Origin of the sequence: Flavobacterium sp., from assembly GCF_034111225.1 — a bacterium.
In the GTDB taxonomy this organism is placed as follows: Bacteria; Bacteroidota; Bacteroidia; order Flavobacteriales; family Flavobacteriaceae; genus Flavobacterium.
Window position 1 is genome coordinate 129195 of the sequence record NZ_JAWUXR010000013.1, and the last position, 15737, is coordinate 144931.

General features: G+C 30.2%; 11 protein-coding genes and 2 tRNA genes. 7 read left to right on the top strand and 6 right to left on the bottom strand.

Annotated features, from left to right (window positions below; genetic code table 11):
• Positions 1-41: 41 nt before the first annotated feature.
• Positions 42-1313, bottom strand: coding sequence for a serine--tRNA ligase (serS, locus tag UXY25_RS10110; RefSeq protein WP_320815898.1), 1272 nt, complete (start codon positions 1311-1313; stop codon positions 42-44).
• Between the two features lie 147 nt (positions 1314-1460).
• On the opposite strand from serS, the gene rseP reads away from it, so the two are divergent.
• The 4 genes from rseP (at position 1461) to UXY25_RS10130 (ending at position 4210) form a co-directional block, all read left to right on the top strand.
• Positions 1461-2786: an RIP metalloprotease RseP gene (rseP, locus tag UXY25_RS10115; RefSeq protein ID WP_320815899.1), complete on the top strand. Its 1326-nt coding sequence runs from the start codon at positions 1461-1463 to the stop codon at positions 2784-2786.
• 72 nt (positions 2787-2858) lie between these two features.
• Positions 2859-2932, top strand: a tRNA-Asn gene (locus UXY25_RS10120).
• A gap of 64 nt (positions 2933-2996) precedes the next feature.
• Positions 2997-3070 (top strand) — tRNA-Asn (locus UXY25_RS10125).
• Between the two features lie 639 nt (positions 3071-3709).
• A complete protein-coding gene (locus tag UXY25_RS10130) occupies positions 3710-4210 on the top strand; it encodes a nuclear transport factor 2 family protein (RefSeq protein ID WP_320815900.1) in 501 nt (166 codons plus the stop codon).
• Between the two features lie 2 nt (positions 4211-4212).
• On the opposite strand, the gene UXY25_RS10135 is transcribed toward UXY25_RS10130, so the two are convergent.
• Positions 4213-5166 carry an NAD-dependent epimerase/dehydratase family protein gene (locus UXY25_RS10135; protein ID WP_320815901.1) on the bottom strand — a complete coding sequence of 318 codons (954 nt, stop codon included), beginning with the start codon at positions 5164-5166 and terminating at the stop codon, positions 4213-4215.
• 154 nt (positions 5167-5320) lie between these two features.
• Here UXY25_RS10135 and UXY25_RS10140 point away from each other — a divergent pair, with 154 nt between their 5' ends.
• The 3 genes from UXY25_RS10140 to mfd all read left to right on the top strand — a co-directional run bounded on the left by UXY25_RS10140 (position 5321) and on the right by mfd (position 11036).
• Positions 5321-5944, top strand: coding sequence for a hypothetical protein (locus UXY25_RS10140; protein ID WP_320815902.1), 624 nt, complete (start codon positions 5321-5323; stop codon positions 5942-5944).
• Positions 5945-5947: 3 nt separating this feature from the next.
• Positions 5948-7594 carry a hypothetical protein gene (locus tag UXY25_RS10145; RefSeq protein ID WP_320815903.1) on the top strand — a complete coding sequence of 549 codons (1647 nt, stop codon included), beginning with the start codon at positions 5948-5950 and terminating at the stop codon, positions 7592-7594.
• Positions 7595-7727: 133 nt separating this feature from the next.
• Complete coding sequence (mfd, locus tag UXY25_RS10150; RefSeq protein ID WP_414601380.1) at positions 7728-11036, top strand: transcription-repair coupling factor; 3309 nt, start codon at positions 7728-7730, stop codon at positions 11034-11036.
• A 282-nt stretch (positions 11037-11318) separates the two neighbouring features.
• Here the strand turns inward: mfd and UXY25_RS10155 are convergent, their stop codons facing one another.
• Genes UXY25_RS10155 through UXY25_RS10170 form a run of 4 tightly spaced genes read right to left on the bottom strand, consistent with a single transcriptional unit; the run spans position 11319 to position 15722 of the window.
• The gene (locus UXY25_RS10155; RefSeq protein ID WP_320815905.1) at positions 11319-12545 is read right to left on the bottom strand and encodes a murein hydrolase activator EnvC family protein; all 1227 of its coding nucleotides are present in this window, start codon (positions 12543-12545) and stop codon (positions 11319-11321) included.
• Positions 12546-12583: 38 nt separating this feature from the next.
• Entirely contained in the window at positions 12584-13351 is a 768-nt protein-coding gene (locus UXY25_RS10160) for a DUF4292 domain-containing protein (protein WP_320815906.1), read from the bottom strand.
• Positions 13348-14703: a tetratricopeptide repeat protein gene (locus UXY25_RS10165; RefSeq protein ID WP_320815907.1), complete on the bottom strand. Its 1356-nt coding sequence runs from the start codon at positions 14701-14703 to the stop codon at positions 13348-13350. The genes UXY25_RS10160 and UXY25_RS10165 overlap by 4 nt, the downstream gene beginning before the upstream one ends.
• 5 nt (positions 14704-14708) lie before the next feature.
• The gene (locus UXY25_RS10170) at positions 14709-15722 is read right to left on the bottom strand and encodes a sugar phosphate nucleotidyltransferase (RefSeq protein WP_320815908.1); all 1014 of its coding nucleotides are present in this window, start codon (positions 15720-15722) and stop codon (positions 14709-14711) included.
• Positions 15723-15737: the final 15 nt, after the last annotated feature.

A 15737-nucleotide genomic window follows, 5' to 3' on the forward strand; every position in this document is an offset into this window, starting at 1 on the left:
ATTTTGAGCCAATTTAGTACATTATTATTATTTGTGGGCGCTTAGTTTATGATATCAAAGCCAGTATACTTACGTAATACTTCTGGAATAACAATTCCATCTGGAGTTTGATAATTTTCTAAAATACCCGCTAAAACTCTTGGCAATGCTAATGAACTTCCGTTCAAAGTATGTGCCAATTGATTTTTACCGTCTTTATCTTTGAAACGTAATTTTAATCTATTTGCTTGAAAAGTTTCAAAATTTGAAACTGAACTAATTTCTAACCAACGTTCTTGTGCTGTTGAGTACACTTCAAAATCATATGTTAAAGAAGAAGTAAATCCCATATCGCCACCACATAAACGTAAAATTCTAAATGGGAGTTTCAATTCTCTAAGAATCTCTTTTACATGTTCTACCATTCCATCTAAAGCCTCGTAAGATTTATCTGGATGTTCAACACGTACAATTTCCACTTTATCAAATTGGTGCAAACGATTTAAACCACGCACATGCGCTCCCCAAGAGCCAGCTTCTCTTCTAAAACAAGGCGTATAACCAGTATACGTTATAGGCAATTCATTTTCTTGTAAAAGAACATCTCTAAATATATTTGTAACCGGAACTTCTGCGGTAGGAATTAAATATAAATCATCTTTTACATCATGATACATTTGCCCTTCCTTATCTGGCAATTGTCCTGTTCCATAAGCTGAAGCCTCATTAACTAAATAGGGAACTTGCATTTCTGTATAGCCAGCCTCTGTATTTTTATCTAAAAAATATGAAATTAAAGCACGTTGTAATTTTGCTCCTTTTCCCTTATAAACTGGAAAACCTGGCGCAGTAATTTTTGTACCTAATTCAAAGTCTATTATATCGTATTTTTTTATTAAATCCCAATGAGGGATTGCTCCTTCATGTAATTTTGGCACTTCACCTTCTTCAAAAACATTTAAATTTTCTTCAGGAGTTTTTCCCTCAGGAACAATATCAGCCGGTAAGTTTGGTAATTTATAAAGCTCTTCCTGCAATTGACCCGTAACTTGATTTAAAGTTTCTGTAAGTTCTTTACCTTGATCTCTTAATTGAGTCGATTTTACTTTTAAAATTTCAGCTTTAGCTTTCTCACCGCTTTTCATTAAAGCACCAACGTCTTTGGATAGCTTGTTTGATTCTGCAAGCACGTTATCTAACTCTGCTTGAAGTGATCGTCTTTTTTCGTCTAAATTAATTACTAACTCAACTTGTTCTTGAGCGTTCATGTTTCTCTTCATTAAACGTTTTACAACATCTTCTTTATTTTCTCTGATGTAAGCTATTTGTAACATATTCTATTGGAATTTAAGTCGCAAATTTAATGAAATCATTTAAAAAAAGTTAGAAATCATAATCTATTGTTAGAAATTTTATTTTTAATCCTATAATTTATTCTAAAACCTTACTTTTGTTTTTTTAAATAAAAGCAGACATAAAAAATGATTCAATTAGCACAAATATTATTTATACTTTCAGTATTAGTTATTCTTCATGAATTTGGTCACTATATAACCGCAAAAATGTTTAAAGTTAGAGTTGAAAAATTCTATCTTTTTATGGATGCTGGTTTTTCACTGGTAAAGAAAAAAATAGGAGATACCGAATGGGGAATCGGATGGTTACCATTAGGTGGTTACGTTAAGCTTTCGGGAATGATTGACGAAAGCATGGATACTGATCAAATGAACACAGAACCACAACCATGGGAATTTCGTTCTAAACCGGCATGGCAACGTTTAATTATAATGCTTGGTGGAATTGTAGTAAACATCTTATTAGCTTGGTTTATTTACACTACAATGTTTGCAACAGTTGGACAAAAGTATGTTTCTTCTGAAGTAGTTCAAAAAAACGGATTAGCTTTTGGAGAAATTGGTAAAAGTGTAGGTTTTCAAGATGGCGATAAAATTATATCTGTTGATGGAAAGTTTCAACCAAAATTCAATTGGTTAATTATTGATATTCTATTAAGTGAAAACATTGCTTTAGAAAGAAACGGTGAAAAAATAAATATTTCTTTGACCGATGAACAAAAAGGAAAAATTATTTCAACTGAAGGAAAAAACTTTGTTCAAGCAAGATTAACAAACATTTCCATAGATTCTATAACTAAAAACAGTTTAGCTGAAAAAGCAGGATTACAAAAAGGAGATAACATTATAGGGATTAACGGAACTAAGATTACATATTTTGATGAATTAGGTGCTGAATTATCAAAGCATAAAAAAGATACTGTTTCATTAGAAGTAACTAGAAACAATAGTATAGTTGAAATTAAAACGCTAGTTGGTGAAGACGGCAAATTAGGCTTCATTCAAAATAGCATGAACAAAGATGACTATCAAGTTATCAACAAATTAAGTATTGGAGAAGCAATGCCTGCTGCTGTTAAAGAATCATGGCAATTGTTAGTTTACAATGTAAAACAATTTAAATTAATTTTAAGCCCAAAAACAGAAGCATACAAGCAAGTTCAAAGTCCGGTTGGAATTGCACGTCGTTTACCCGACACATGGGATTGGGAATTTATATGGAATTTTACAGCTTTATTTTCGATTGGATTAGCATTTATGAACCTTTTACCAATTCCTGGTTTAGATGGCGGACATGCTCTATTTACAATTGTAGAAATGATTACTGGAAAAACATTAAGCATAAAGGCAGCCGAAAGAGTACAGACATTTGGAATGATTATCTTACTGACCTTAATGGCTTTAACATTCGGAAAAGACATCTATCAATTAGTAGTAGATAAATTTTTCTAATATTTTTTGACATTTTGTTTGTAAAAATAAATTATCAGCTTATATTTGCACCGCATTAAAGGTAACACACCTTCCTTCTTAGCTCAGTTGGTTAGAGCATCTGACTGTTAATCAGAGGGTCCTTGGTTCGAGCCCAAGAGAGGGAGCTAATAAAAAGCCGCTTTTTTAAAGTGGCTTTTTATATCTTACAAATGCAAACATATTGGTTATTCCTTCTTAGCTCAGTTGGTTAGAGCATCTGACTGTTAATCTGAGGGTCCTTGGTTCGAGCCCAAGAGAGGGAGCTAATAAAAAGCCATTCGTAAGAGTGGCTTTTTTTGTTTTAATTTTATTTTAGTTAGAAAAGATTATTGCTAAATAATGTGGTTAAAATAATAAAAATAAATTATGATTAGACGTTTTTATTATAATTTTTGGGCGGATGCTATTTTTTATTATAATTCTGAAAAATTTCAGTATGATTGGAAATTCTATAGCCTTTTACACACTACAGTTGCTATAAGTCTATTTCTAATGTTCCTATCTGTTTTTCTTGTGCCTAATGATTTTTTCGGATTATTATTAGAAATTGACCTTATGCCCGGCAGTAAAATTGAAGGAGGTATTATAGGTTTTCTAGTTTTTGGAGCTGTTCCTTTGTTTATTAATTACTTTTTGATTTTCCATAACAATAAACACGAATTAATTGTAAATAAGTATACACATTCAAACGGGAAGCTAGTTAAAATAGTTTTATACTCGATGCTACTTTTGCCTTTTTTGTTTCTGTTATTTTCTTTTTTTATTGAGTTCATAACTCTACGCTGATATATAGATGTAGTTTCGTTTTTCTGTAGTTTTTCCGAATTTTAAAACACGAATGTTAATTAGTGCAAATTTTTGTTTTATAAAATTTACTTATTACTTTTATAAAAAGATACATTATGAAAAATGCAGTTTTAATATTAATCACTATTTTATCAGTAAATAGCTATTCTCAAAAACAAGTAGAGTTAAAAAGGCAAATAAACACGGTATTAGATAATTGGCATGAAGCAGCAGCAAAAGCTAATTTTGATGCTTATTTTGATACAATGTCTGATGAATTTATATTTATTGGCACAGATGCTACTGAAAATTGGAATAAAAAAGATTTTATAGCTTTTGCAAAACCTTATTTTGACAAAGGAAAAGCGTGGAGTTTTACTGCATTTGAAAGAAATGTTTATTTTTCAAAAGATGGCAAAACCGCTTGGTTTGATGAGCTGTTAAATACACAAATGAAAATTTGTAGAGGAAGCGGTATATTAGTTAAAGAAGGTAATAGTTGGAAAATTAAGCATTACGTACTTTCCATGACTGTGCCGAATGAAAATGTAGATGAGGTTGTAAAAATAAAAGCACCTATAGAAGATGCTTTTATGATTCAGTTGCAAAAAAAATAAATCTAATTGTAAATATGTTCTTTTAGGTTTTTAAACATTTCTTCAGTCATGTTTTCCATGTCAAAATCATTTTTCCAATTCCAATCTTCTCTTGCAGAAGTGTCATCGATACTTGCAGGCCAACTATCTGCAATTTTTTGACGAAAATCTGGTTCATAATCAATTGTAAAATCAGGAAAATGTGTTTTTATTTCTTCTGCAATTTGAGCAGGAGTAAAACTCATTCCTGATAAATTATATGACGAACGTATTTTTATTTGTTCTGAAGGCGCTTGCATGATACTAATAGTTGCTTTTATAGCATCGTCCATATACATCATTGGCAAGCCTGTGTTTTCAGAAAGAAAACTGGTAAATTTACCTTCAGTAATGGCTTTATGATAAATATCTACTGCATAATCTGTAGTTCCGCCTCCTGGTTCTGTTGCCCAACTAATCAAACCTGGATAACGAATACTTCTTACATCAACACCATATTGTTTATTATAATATTCACACCATCTTTCTCCAGCTTGTTTAGAAATCCCATAAACAGTTGAAGGTTCCATAACCGTATATTGAGGCGTATTTTCTCTTGGAGTTGTTGGTCCAAAAACTGCAATACTTGAAGGCCAAAATATTTTTTTGATTTTTCCTGCTTTAGCTAAATTCAAAACATGAAACAAAGAATTCATATTTAAATCCCATGCAAATGCAGGGTTTTTTTCAGCAGTTGCTGAAAGTAATGCTGCCATAAGATAAACATCTGTAATCTCATATTGTTCAATCAAATGTTCAATTTGATTGTAATCTAATGCATTTACAACTTCAAAAATACCATTTTTTACAACATCGTTTTCTAACTTACGTATATCTGAAGCTACTACATTTTCAACACCATAAGTAGCCCTTAGTTTAGCCGTTAATTCGGTTCCTATTTGACCACAAGCTCCAATAATTAATATTTTTGTTTTCATTGCTTTCACTAAATTTAGAACACAAATATAAGAATTTGTCTGGGTTATTATTTTAAAAAGAAGTCTATAAATTAAAATTTTAAAAATGTTAAGTTTAATGAAATCATATTATAAATTAGCTAAACAATTGTATTTTTGCTTATATTTATATTTAATGAGAACATATTTTATATTATTCCTAACTTCAATCCTTTTTATTAATTGTGCTGACGACAATAATCGTAATGCCAATTCAACAAAAGCTGAACAAAAAAACGCTGAAGTTTTTAAAGCAATTTCTAAAAAATGGGAGTTTAAATTTCCTGCAACAAAACCAGAAATTCAATCTGCTTTAAACAACTGGAACGATTGGGATCAATTTAAAAAAGAGTTAGAACAAAAACCTAAAGCTACTCTTCATGCTTTTCAAATGAAAATTGAAAACGTAGCACAGAAATCAGATAGCTTAAGTTTAAGTGTTCCTGAAAAATTTAATAATCCACAAGTAAGGAGTAGATTAGTAACATTAACTACAAAAATTAATTCGTTAGACACATATTTACATCTTCAGGAAATTCCTCAAAAAAAAGTATTTACACTTATCGATGAAATTAACAGCGAATTGAGAGGAGTTTATAGTCAAATGGATGAAATTATTATAAAAGAAGCGATTCCAAGAGAAATTGGAGAAGAGTTCATGATAAAAGCTTTAGATACTTCAAGAATGGCAAATTCTAAAGCCTTTGAAGAAAGTGTAACAAAATCGAATGACCTTAAAAAAGAAATGCCAAAAAAATAAAATATGAAAAAAAAATACTTTTATAAATCAACCCTAATTGCAATATGTTTTTTTGCTCAATTAGCATTTTCACAAACATCCACTTGGAATGGCACTATTTGGGACAACGGTATTCCAAACAGTACAATTGATGCTGTTTTTACAGGGAACTATTCTTCTTTAGGAAATTTGGCAACTAAATCAATAACAGTAAACAACCCTGCAATTATAACATTTAATTCTTCACATACTTTAACAGTTGAAAATGACATTACAGTTGATGCAAGTGCAAGTTTAATTTTTGAAAATAATGCAAGTTTATTACAAATAAATTCATCTGCCATTAATACTGGAGATATCACTTATAAAAGAACTACAACTCCAATGAAGTTTGGCGAATACACCTATTGGGGATCACCTGTTTCTTCTCAACTATTAAGTGCTTTATCACCTAACACAAGAGCTGACAGATACCATACTTTTAATGCAAATACAGCTGTAAACAATTGGGCAAATGTAGCTGCCTCAACAGTAATGACACCCGGGGTCGGCTATGCCGTTAGAGCACCGGAAAACTTTACAACTACTGCCCAATCTTATAATGGAGAATTTATTGGCACTCCAAATAATGGAAATATTCCAGTAAATGTGGATGCTTTTGATCCATCGTTATTAAATTATAACTTTATTTCAAACCCTTATCCATCTGCAATTGATGTTATAACATTAATTGACAACACAAATCTTGGAACTTTATATTTCTGGACACATAATACAGCCATTGTAGCAAATGTATTTACCACAGATGATTACGCTATTAGAACCAGAACCACTGGGACACAAGCTGTTTCAGGAGGAGCAGTTCCTGACCAATATATAGCTTCTGGACAAGGTTTTTTTGCTTCTGCAGGAACTACAACAATTATTAACTTTACGAATGCAATGCGCGTAGGTGGAAATAACACTCAATTTTACAGAAACAACCAGGCAACAACTTTAAATTATTATATTCATTTGAATCTAACAAATTCATTAGGTGCATTTAAACAAATTGCTATTGGGTATCAAGAAGGGGCGACAAATGATTATGATTTTGGAACAGATGCACTTGCTTCTACATCAGGCGCTATAAAGTTCTATTCATTAATTCCTCCTTCTACTTTAGGCTTCGCCATTCAAGGAAGAGCTTATCCTTGGATTGTAACTGATCAAATACCATTAGGAATAAACACAACTCAAGCAGGAAGTTATGATATTGCAATTGATCATACCGATACTTTTTTCGACGATAAAGACATTTTCTTAGAAGATACAAGTAATGGAACATTTCATAATTTAAAAACAAGCACTTTTACATTTACAACTACCACAGGAACTTTTAACAACAGGTTTAAGTTGCGCTATCAAGATCTATCATTATCAACTGATGATAATTTAGTTAACGATTCTTCTTTAATTGTTTATTCAGAAAATGAAACCACAAAATTTGTCTCAAATAATTTAAATATTAGTTCAATAGAAGCATTTGATATTACCGGAAGATTACTTTTTGAAGAGAAAAACATTAACAACTTAACTTTTGAAAAAAATATTTCTCAAGCCAATCAAACAATATTTATAACAATTACACTTGGAAATTCACAAAAAATAAGAAGAAAACTAATTTTATAATTTTCAAAAAAACATAAAATAAAACCACTATAAACCAATTGGAATTGTAGTGGTTTTTTTATTTTTACAATAAATTAAAATCACACCCTTGAACATTTCCGCAATTTTAAAAAAGTACGAGCAAAATCCTAAAATTGAACAAATAAGTCAGTTATTAATTGAACGAAAAAAAGCTTCGGTTTCAGGGTTAATAGGTTCTTCATTATCAATCATCATACAATCTCTATTTAAAAAATCGGACATTCCATTTTTATTGATTTTTAATGACAAGGAAGAAGCTGCCTATTATTTAAATGATTTGGAACAATTGCTAAATGACCAAGATGTTCTGTTTTATCCTGGCTCATACAGAAGACCTTATCAAATTGAAGAAACAGATAATGCCAATGTTTTACTAAGAGCAGAAGTTTTAAACCGAATCAATTCTCGAAAAAAACCGGCAATTATTGTTTCATATCCTGAAGCTTTATTTGAGAAAGTAGTTACCCGAAAAGAATTAGATAAAAACACTTTAAAACTTGCTGTAAACGACAATTTATCTATTGATTTTATCAATGAAACGCTCTTTGAATACAACTTTAAACGTGTTGATTTTGTTGTAGAACCTGGCGAGTTTTCAGTTCGTGGTGGAATTATCGATGTGTTTTCTTTTTCGAATAATGAACCTTACAGAATAGAGTTTTTTGGAAATGAAGTAGACAGCATCAGAAGTTTTGATGTTGAAACCCAACTTTCTAAAGAGAAATTAAAGAAAATTTCTATTATTCCAAATGTAGAAAACAAAATGCTTCAAGAAAACAGAGAAAGTTTTTTAAGTTATATTAATGAAAAAACAGCTGTATTTATTCAAAACACCGAGCAAGTTGGTCAAAAATTAAATACATTATTTGGAAAAGCAGATGAAGCTTATTCAAAATTAACTGGCGAAATTAAACAAGCCAATCCAGAAGAATTATTTGTAAACGAAAAAACGTTTTTAAGAAAAGTAATTGATTTTCCAATTGTAGAATTAAACAACAAATCAATATTTTCATTAGATAAAAGTTTCGAATTTCACATTCATCCACAACCCTCTTTCAATAAACAATTTGATTTATTGTTAGCTAACTTAAGCGAAAACCATGAAAATGGCATTTCAAATTATATTTTATGTTCAAACGAAAGTCAATCTAAACGTTTTCATGATATTTTTGAAAGTATTGATGAGGAAAATCACGAAAGCATTCGCAAACAATATAAAACATTAGTTTATCCATTGTTTCAAGGATTTATAGATATAGAAAACCAATTGGCTTGCTATACAGATCATCAAATTTTTGAACGTTATCATAAATTCACTATTAAAAATAGTGCTTCTAAGAAGCAAACTATCACCTTAAAAGAACTTACTTCATTATCAGTTGGCGATTATGTTACACATATTGACCACGGAATTGGAAAGTTTGGTGGATTACAAAAAATTCAGGTCGAAGGAAAAACACAAGAAGCCATTAAGTTGGTTTATGCCGATAACGACATTGTGTACGTAAGCATTCATTCATTGCATAAAATTTCAAAATACAACGGTAAAGATGGTACTCCACCAAAAATTTATAAATTAGGAAGCAACGCTTGGAAAGTTTTAAAACAAAAAACAAAAGCACGTGTTAAACATATTGCCTTTAATTTAATTCAATTGTATGCAAAAAGAAGACTAGACAAAGGTTTTGCATGTGCTCCTGATAGTTACTTGCAAAAAGAATTAGAAAGTTCGTTTATTTATGAAGATACTCCAGACCAAATTTCGTCTACTAATGATGTAAAAATGGACATGGAAAACGACAGACCAATGGATCGATTGGTTTGTGGCGATGTAGGTTTTGGCAAAACAGAAGTTGCCATTCGTGCAGCATTTAAAGCGGTTGATAATGGCAAACAAGTAGCTATTTTAGTTCCAACCACAATTCTTGCTTATCAGCATTATAGAACGTTTACCGAACGTTTAAAAGACATGCCGGTTACAATAAATTATCTGAATCGATTTAGAACTGCTAAACAAAAATCGGAAACTTTAAAAGCGCTTAGCGAAGGAAAAGTAGACATTATCATTGGAACACATCAATTAGTAAACAAAAATGTTCAGTTTAGAGATTTAGGTTTATTGATTGTAGATGAAGAACAAAAATTTGGTGTAAACGTAAAAGATAAGTTAAAAACTATTGCTGCAAACGTTGATACACTTACACTTACTGCAACTCCAATTCCAAGAACGCTTCAGTTTTCGTTAATGGCGGCAAGAGATTTATCGGTAATCACAACTCCACCACCCAACAGACATCCAATTGAAACAAATGTTGTTCGTTTTAACGAGGAAGTTATTAGAGATGCTATTTCTTATGAAATTGAACGTGGAGGGCAAGTGTTTTTTATCAATAATCGAATTGAAAATATCAAGGAAGTTGCAGGAATGATTCAGCGATTAGTTCCTGATGCGAAAGTAGGAATTGGTCACGGACAAATGGAAGGTAAAAAGCTAGAAGAATTAATGCTTGCTTTTATTGAAGGTGAATTTGATGTGCTTGTTGCGACAACTATCATTGAAAGCGGATTAGATGTCCCTAATGCCAATACCATTTTCATCAATAATGCTAATAATTTTGGATTATCAGATTTGCATCAAATGCGGGGTCGCGTAGGACGAAGCAATAAAAAAGCATTTTGTTATTTTATAACTCCACCAGAATCTGCCATGACAGACGATGCTCGTAAACGTATCAATGCATTAGAACAGTTTAGCGAATTAGGTAGTGGATTTAATATTGCAATGAAAGATTTAGAAATTCGTGGTGCTGGAGATTTATTAGGCGGCGAGCAAAGTGGATTCATCAATGAAATTGGTTTTGATACGTATCAAAAAATCATGAACGAAGCTATTGATGAATTAAAAGAAAACGAATTTAAAGACCTTTACCCGGAAGAAAATAATATTGACACTAAAGAATACGTAAAAGACATTTTAATTGACACAGACTTCGAATTATTGTTTCCTGACGAATACATTAACAGTGTAACTGAACGATTAAGTTTATACAACGAATTAGGCTTAATTAAAAAAGAAGAAGACTTATTACTTTTCGAACAAAAATTAATTGACCGTTTTGGTGCACTTCCAAAACCTGCAGTTGCACTATTAAATAGTTTACGAATAAAATGGAAAGCCACTTCGATAGGAATTGAAAAACTATTAATGAAGCAAGGCAAACTTGTTGGCTATTTTATCAGCGACCAACAAAGTAAGTATTACCAATCTAATAAGTTTATAAAAGTGATGCAATTTGCTCAACAGAATGGTAACATTTGTAAAATTAAAGAGAAACAAACTAAAAACGGATTGCGTTTATTGATAACATTCGATAACGTAAAGAGTATTACAAAAGCGTTAGAACTTTTCAATAAAATATAAAAAAAACATCCTAAGTGGGGCACACTTAGGATGTTTACAAATTTTCTATAATTAGAAAAAATTACTACTATTAACCGATATAAAGATACCTCAATCCCAATATATCTGTCTACAGATTATTTGTACATTTTGTTAAAACAATAAGCATAAAAAAATCCGGAGTCCCCACTCCGGATTATTGAATTAATTTTTTTGATTAGAAAAAATTACTGCTATTAACCAAGGTAAATGTATTTATATTCCACCTTTTTAGATTACAGAAATTCTATACATTTTGTTAAATTACATATTAGACATCCATTGTTCAGGGTTTAAGTAAGTTGTATTTTGCAATACTAAAAACTTAATCACAGCGCTTCCAGACGAATCGGTATGTATTTTACCTAATATTTGTTTTATAGAAACATCGTCCCCTTTACTTACGTTTACAGAACTTAAGTTCAAATAAACTGTAATAAAATCTCCATGTTGAACATAAACTGCTTTATTATTTGCAGAAATCACTTGTACTTGCAGTACTACACCACCAAAAATAGCTCTAGCATTAGAACCTGGTTTAGTCGCTATTTCCACTCCACTATTATGAACTGTAAGGTTTTTATGAACAGGATGTGGTTGATCTCCATATCTTAATTGTACATATCCATTATCAACAGGCCAGGGTAATTTTCCTTTATTTAATTTGAAATTATCCGAAACTATTTTTCCTTCAGGTGTTAAATCGAATTTAGCAACTGATGACGAAGAAGCAGTTGTTCCTGTTTTTGCAGCGTTTCTTTTATTAGCTGCAGCAATCTCATCGGCAATAATTTTTTTAATTTGGCGGTCAATATCTCTTGCTTCTCTTTGCTTTTTATCAATATCAGCTGTATATTTCTTTTTGTCCTTTTGAATAAGTTTTGCTAATTGTTCTTGATCTTTTTTCTTTTCTTCTAGAATCTTTTTCTCAGCTTCATTTTCAATAATAACCTTTTCCTTGTTTTTTTTATCTTTTTCAAGCTTAACTACTGCAACTCCTAATCTTGCTTGTTTTTCTTGAATTTCTTCTCCTTGCATTTTTCTAAATCCAGCATACTGCTTCATGTACTGAATACGCTTATAAGCCTGAAGGAAGTTTTGAGAAGAAAGGACAAACATAATTCTACTTTGATCATTTCTGCTTTTATATGATTTTACAATCATTTTAGCATAATCTTCTTTAAGAATTTTTAACTCTTTATTTAATTTATTAATCTCTAATTGATTTAAATAAATATTATCATCTAGCAACCTTTTTTGCTTAGCTGTTGTTGTAATTAATCGTTCACTTAATCGTATACGTGCTTTTTGTGCTGCAATTTCACTTAATACAGAACGTTCTTTTTTCTTTTCTGTTTGCAACAAACTCTTAAACGCAGAAATTTCTTTCTGAATTTGCTCTTTACGCGCTTCTAATTTTTCTTGTTGAGTTTGAGAAAACCCCATAGAAAAGCAAAAGAAAAAAAGTATGTATAATTGAAATTGCTTCATTTTATTGTTTTTACAAAGATAATATTGTTTTGAAATTTCTAGTTAACATTTATTTGTTCGTAACTACTTGGTATTGAAAAAGGATAACTCAAATTTTCATTAAAAATTATATTTTTATATTCTAAATCAATGAAAACTGTTTCTTTTTGTTGTGCCTTTATATTAATTTCATTTGGCAAAAATACATTATTTTGTTTTTTATGCGAAGGATAATAAATTTCTAATTTTCTATTTTCTTGTTCTTGAAAAATAGTTTCCTTTTTTAATAAAAAATTTCCTCCTTCAAAATCAAATGTTTTTGAGGTGTTGCCTTTGTTTTTTTCAGTTAATTGATACAATTCCTTTTCAATTTTAGCCACATATTTAGCTTTAGTCAAATCATCTATAGCGTTACCAATTAATAAATTTTGAACTTTATTAAAATCGAGTTCAGTTCCTAACCAATTGCTTAATAAACTAAAATCGCCTTCAAAATAAGTGTTGTTTATTTTTTCATAATAACTCACTTTATTTGGTGTAATTAATGCTTTGGCAACAGGAAAACCTAATAATTTTATATTAATCCAAATTAGTTCATCTTTCTTAATGCGAATATCTGCAGTTACAGAATAAGATTGTTTTTCGTCTTTGTACTTTGCATTTGCTCTAATATTTAGAGTAGAGAAATCTTTTTCGTTTTCGTAATGACCTGAAATAATCTTTGTTGCAGCTAAAGACTCATTTGCTGCAGATTCTAAAACTGATTGTTTTGTTTTACAAGAAATCATAAGTGTTAACCCAATAAAAACAATAATTATTTTTTTCATTTCTTGAAATTCTTTTGAATAAGTTCTGCTTTAGAACGATACATTTTTTCCTTTGTTGTGTTGTTTATTTGTTTGAACGATTCTGCCAAAAGCAAGTAAAACTGGTTTTCTAAAGCTAAATCCTCAACTATAAATTCTAAACCCATTTCTAATTGATCAATAGCTTCATTAGTATTATTAAGCTTAAAATTAGCTAAACCAGCATAAAAATATAATTTTGCAAATGTAGGATACAAATCCGTATAATTTGTTGCTATTTTTTTAACCTCTACAAATTTTCCCAACGTACTTTCAACATCTAACAGTAATAAAATTGTTTCAATATCGTTTGGTTCTTTTTCTAATCCTTTTTTTAAATAAAGTTCAGTTTTTAGATAATCTTTCTTGTTGTAAAAAAACTTTCCAATTTCTTTGGAAACATTAATTACGTTATCATTTTCGAAATAATCAACAGCTTGTTCTAAATCTCTATCGTGTTCATTTGTATTAATAGTAACAATTAAAAATTCATTTAGAATCCTATGTTTAATTCTTGCGTCAATGTTTTTGTTCTTAAAGATCTTAAGCATTGATTTTTTTGCATTATCAATTTCATTATTGACTAAATAAAATTTAAATAAACTTATATGAGCCCAATCTGAATTTGGAATTTCTTTAGCCAATTCTTTAGCAACTTCAAACGCTTTTTCTTCTTGATTACTTGTAGAGTAAAGCATCATTAAATCGATATAATTTTGCTCTATTTTAGGCTGCTTCTTAATTAAATTTTCTAATTCCTTAACTTCAGGTTTTGAATAAGCATTTGAAGATTGAATCTTTAATTTATAATATTCCATAGATTGACTTAAACCCAATGTGCTTTCCATTTCATTTAATAAACTCAATGCTTTATCGTGCTGATTTGTGTACATGTATAGTGAAACTAAATCTTCACTCATGTTTGGATCAAATGAAATCAACTTTTGAACCACAGGAATAGATTTTAAAAAATCTTTAGTTTGGTAGTACACATCATATAGACCATTTAAATACCAACGTTCATTTGGGTTTAATTCAATTGCTTTTTTGAAAGCGTTTTCAGCTTCTGCATATTGTTTTAAATCCAAGTAATTTTTACCCAACTCATGGTAAAAAACAGGATTTGTATTGTCTTTTTTAATGCATTTTTGAATTGCGGCAATTGCTTTGTCATAATTTTCAATTCCACGTTGTTTTAACGCTTCATAGAAATTATTTTCAATATCATTTTCTACAAGAGCAATTTCATCTGGGCTGGTTTGTCCATAAAAAACTTGTTGATTACTAAAAGTAACCAACAAGAATAAAAGTGCTATTGTTTTAATGTTTTTCAAATTATTTATTCTAATACTGAATAATCTCCTATACTTATGCTTTTAAAATCACCATCAAAAATCGCATGATTTCCAATCATTGCATTATCTAATTTTGCATTTCTAATATGCGCATGAGTTTGTACTAAACTATTTTGAATTTTTGTATTTGTTAAATGTGTTGAATTACCTAATGAAACATTTGGACCCACAATAGAATTAATCAAAACAACATTTTCACCAATATAACATGGTGGAATAATTGTAGAGTTTTCAATTCTAACTGTTTCAGCAATCATTGTCTCTTCTGCATCATCATGAAGAAATTTCAACATTCTAGAATTGGTATCAACCGTAACATCTTTATTTCCGCAATCCATCCATTCATCTACTTTACCAGGAACAAATTTCATGCCCTTTTCCATCATTTGCTTAATACCATCGTTAATCTGGTATTCGCCACCATGAATAATGTTATTGTCAATTACTAATTGTAATTCGTTTTTCAAAATAGCAACATCTTTAAAATAGTAAATTCCAATAACCGCTAGGTCAGAAACAAATTCTTGAGGTTTTTCAACCAATTCTACAATTTCATTTGCTTCATTTAGGTTGATTACCCCAAAAGCTTCTGGTTGATCAACTTGTTTTACCCAAATAACACTATCAGCTGTTTGATCTAAATCAAAATCGGCACGGATTAATGTATCTGCATAGGCTATTACAGCTGGTCCGCTTAAAGAATCCTTTGCACACATAATTGCATGACCTGTTCCTAATGCTTCATTTTGATAATAAATAGTTCCTTTTGCTCCTAATTTTTCAGCAATTGCAATTAAATCGTTCTCAACTTTTTTACCAAAACTTTCGTGAATGATAAAAGCAACTTCTTCAATATCTTGATTCAATACTCCCGCAATATCTTGAACTAATCGATGAACTATTGGTTTTCCCGCAACAGGAATTAAAGGTTTTGGTATTGTTAATGTATGTGGGCGAAGACGTGAACCACGACCTGCCATAGGTACTATTATTTTCATTTTTTATTTTTTTTT

Coding starts and splice junctions, on each gene's coding strand:
- serS (WP_320815898.1), bottom strand. CDS start 1,313: ATGTTACAAATAGCTTACATCAGAGAAAATAAAGAAGATGTTGTAAAA.
- rseP (WP_320815899.1), top strand. CDS start 1,461: ATGATTCAATTAGCACAAATATTATTTATACTTTCAGTATTAGTTATT.
- UXY25_RS10130 (WP_320815900.1), top strand. CDS start 3,710: ATGAAAAATGCAGTTTTAATATTAATCACTATTTTATCAGTAAATAGC.
- UXY25_RS10135 (WP_320815901.1), bottom strand. CDS start 5,166: ATGAAAACAAAAATATTAATTATTGGAGCTTGTGGTCAAATAGGAACC.
- UXY25_RS10140 (WP_320815902.1), top strand. CDS start 5,321: ATGAGAACATATTTTATATTATTCCTAACTTCAATCCTTTTTATTAAT.
- UXY25_RS10145 (WP_320815903.1), top strand. CDS start 5,948: ATGAAAAAAAAATACTTTTATAAATCAACCCTAATTGCAATATGTTTT.
- UXY25_RS10155 (WP_320815905.1), bottom strand. CDS start 12,545: ATGAAGCAATTTCAATTATACATACTTTTTTTCTTTTGCTTTTCTATG.
- UXY25_RS10160 (WP_320815906.1), bottom strand. CDS start 13,351: ATGAAAAAAATAATTATTGTTTTTATTGGGTTAACACTTATGATTTCT.
- UXY25_RS10170 (WP_320815908.1), bottom strand. CDS start 15,722: ATGAAAATAATAGTACCTATGGCAGGTCGTGGTTCACGTCTTCGCCCA.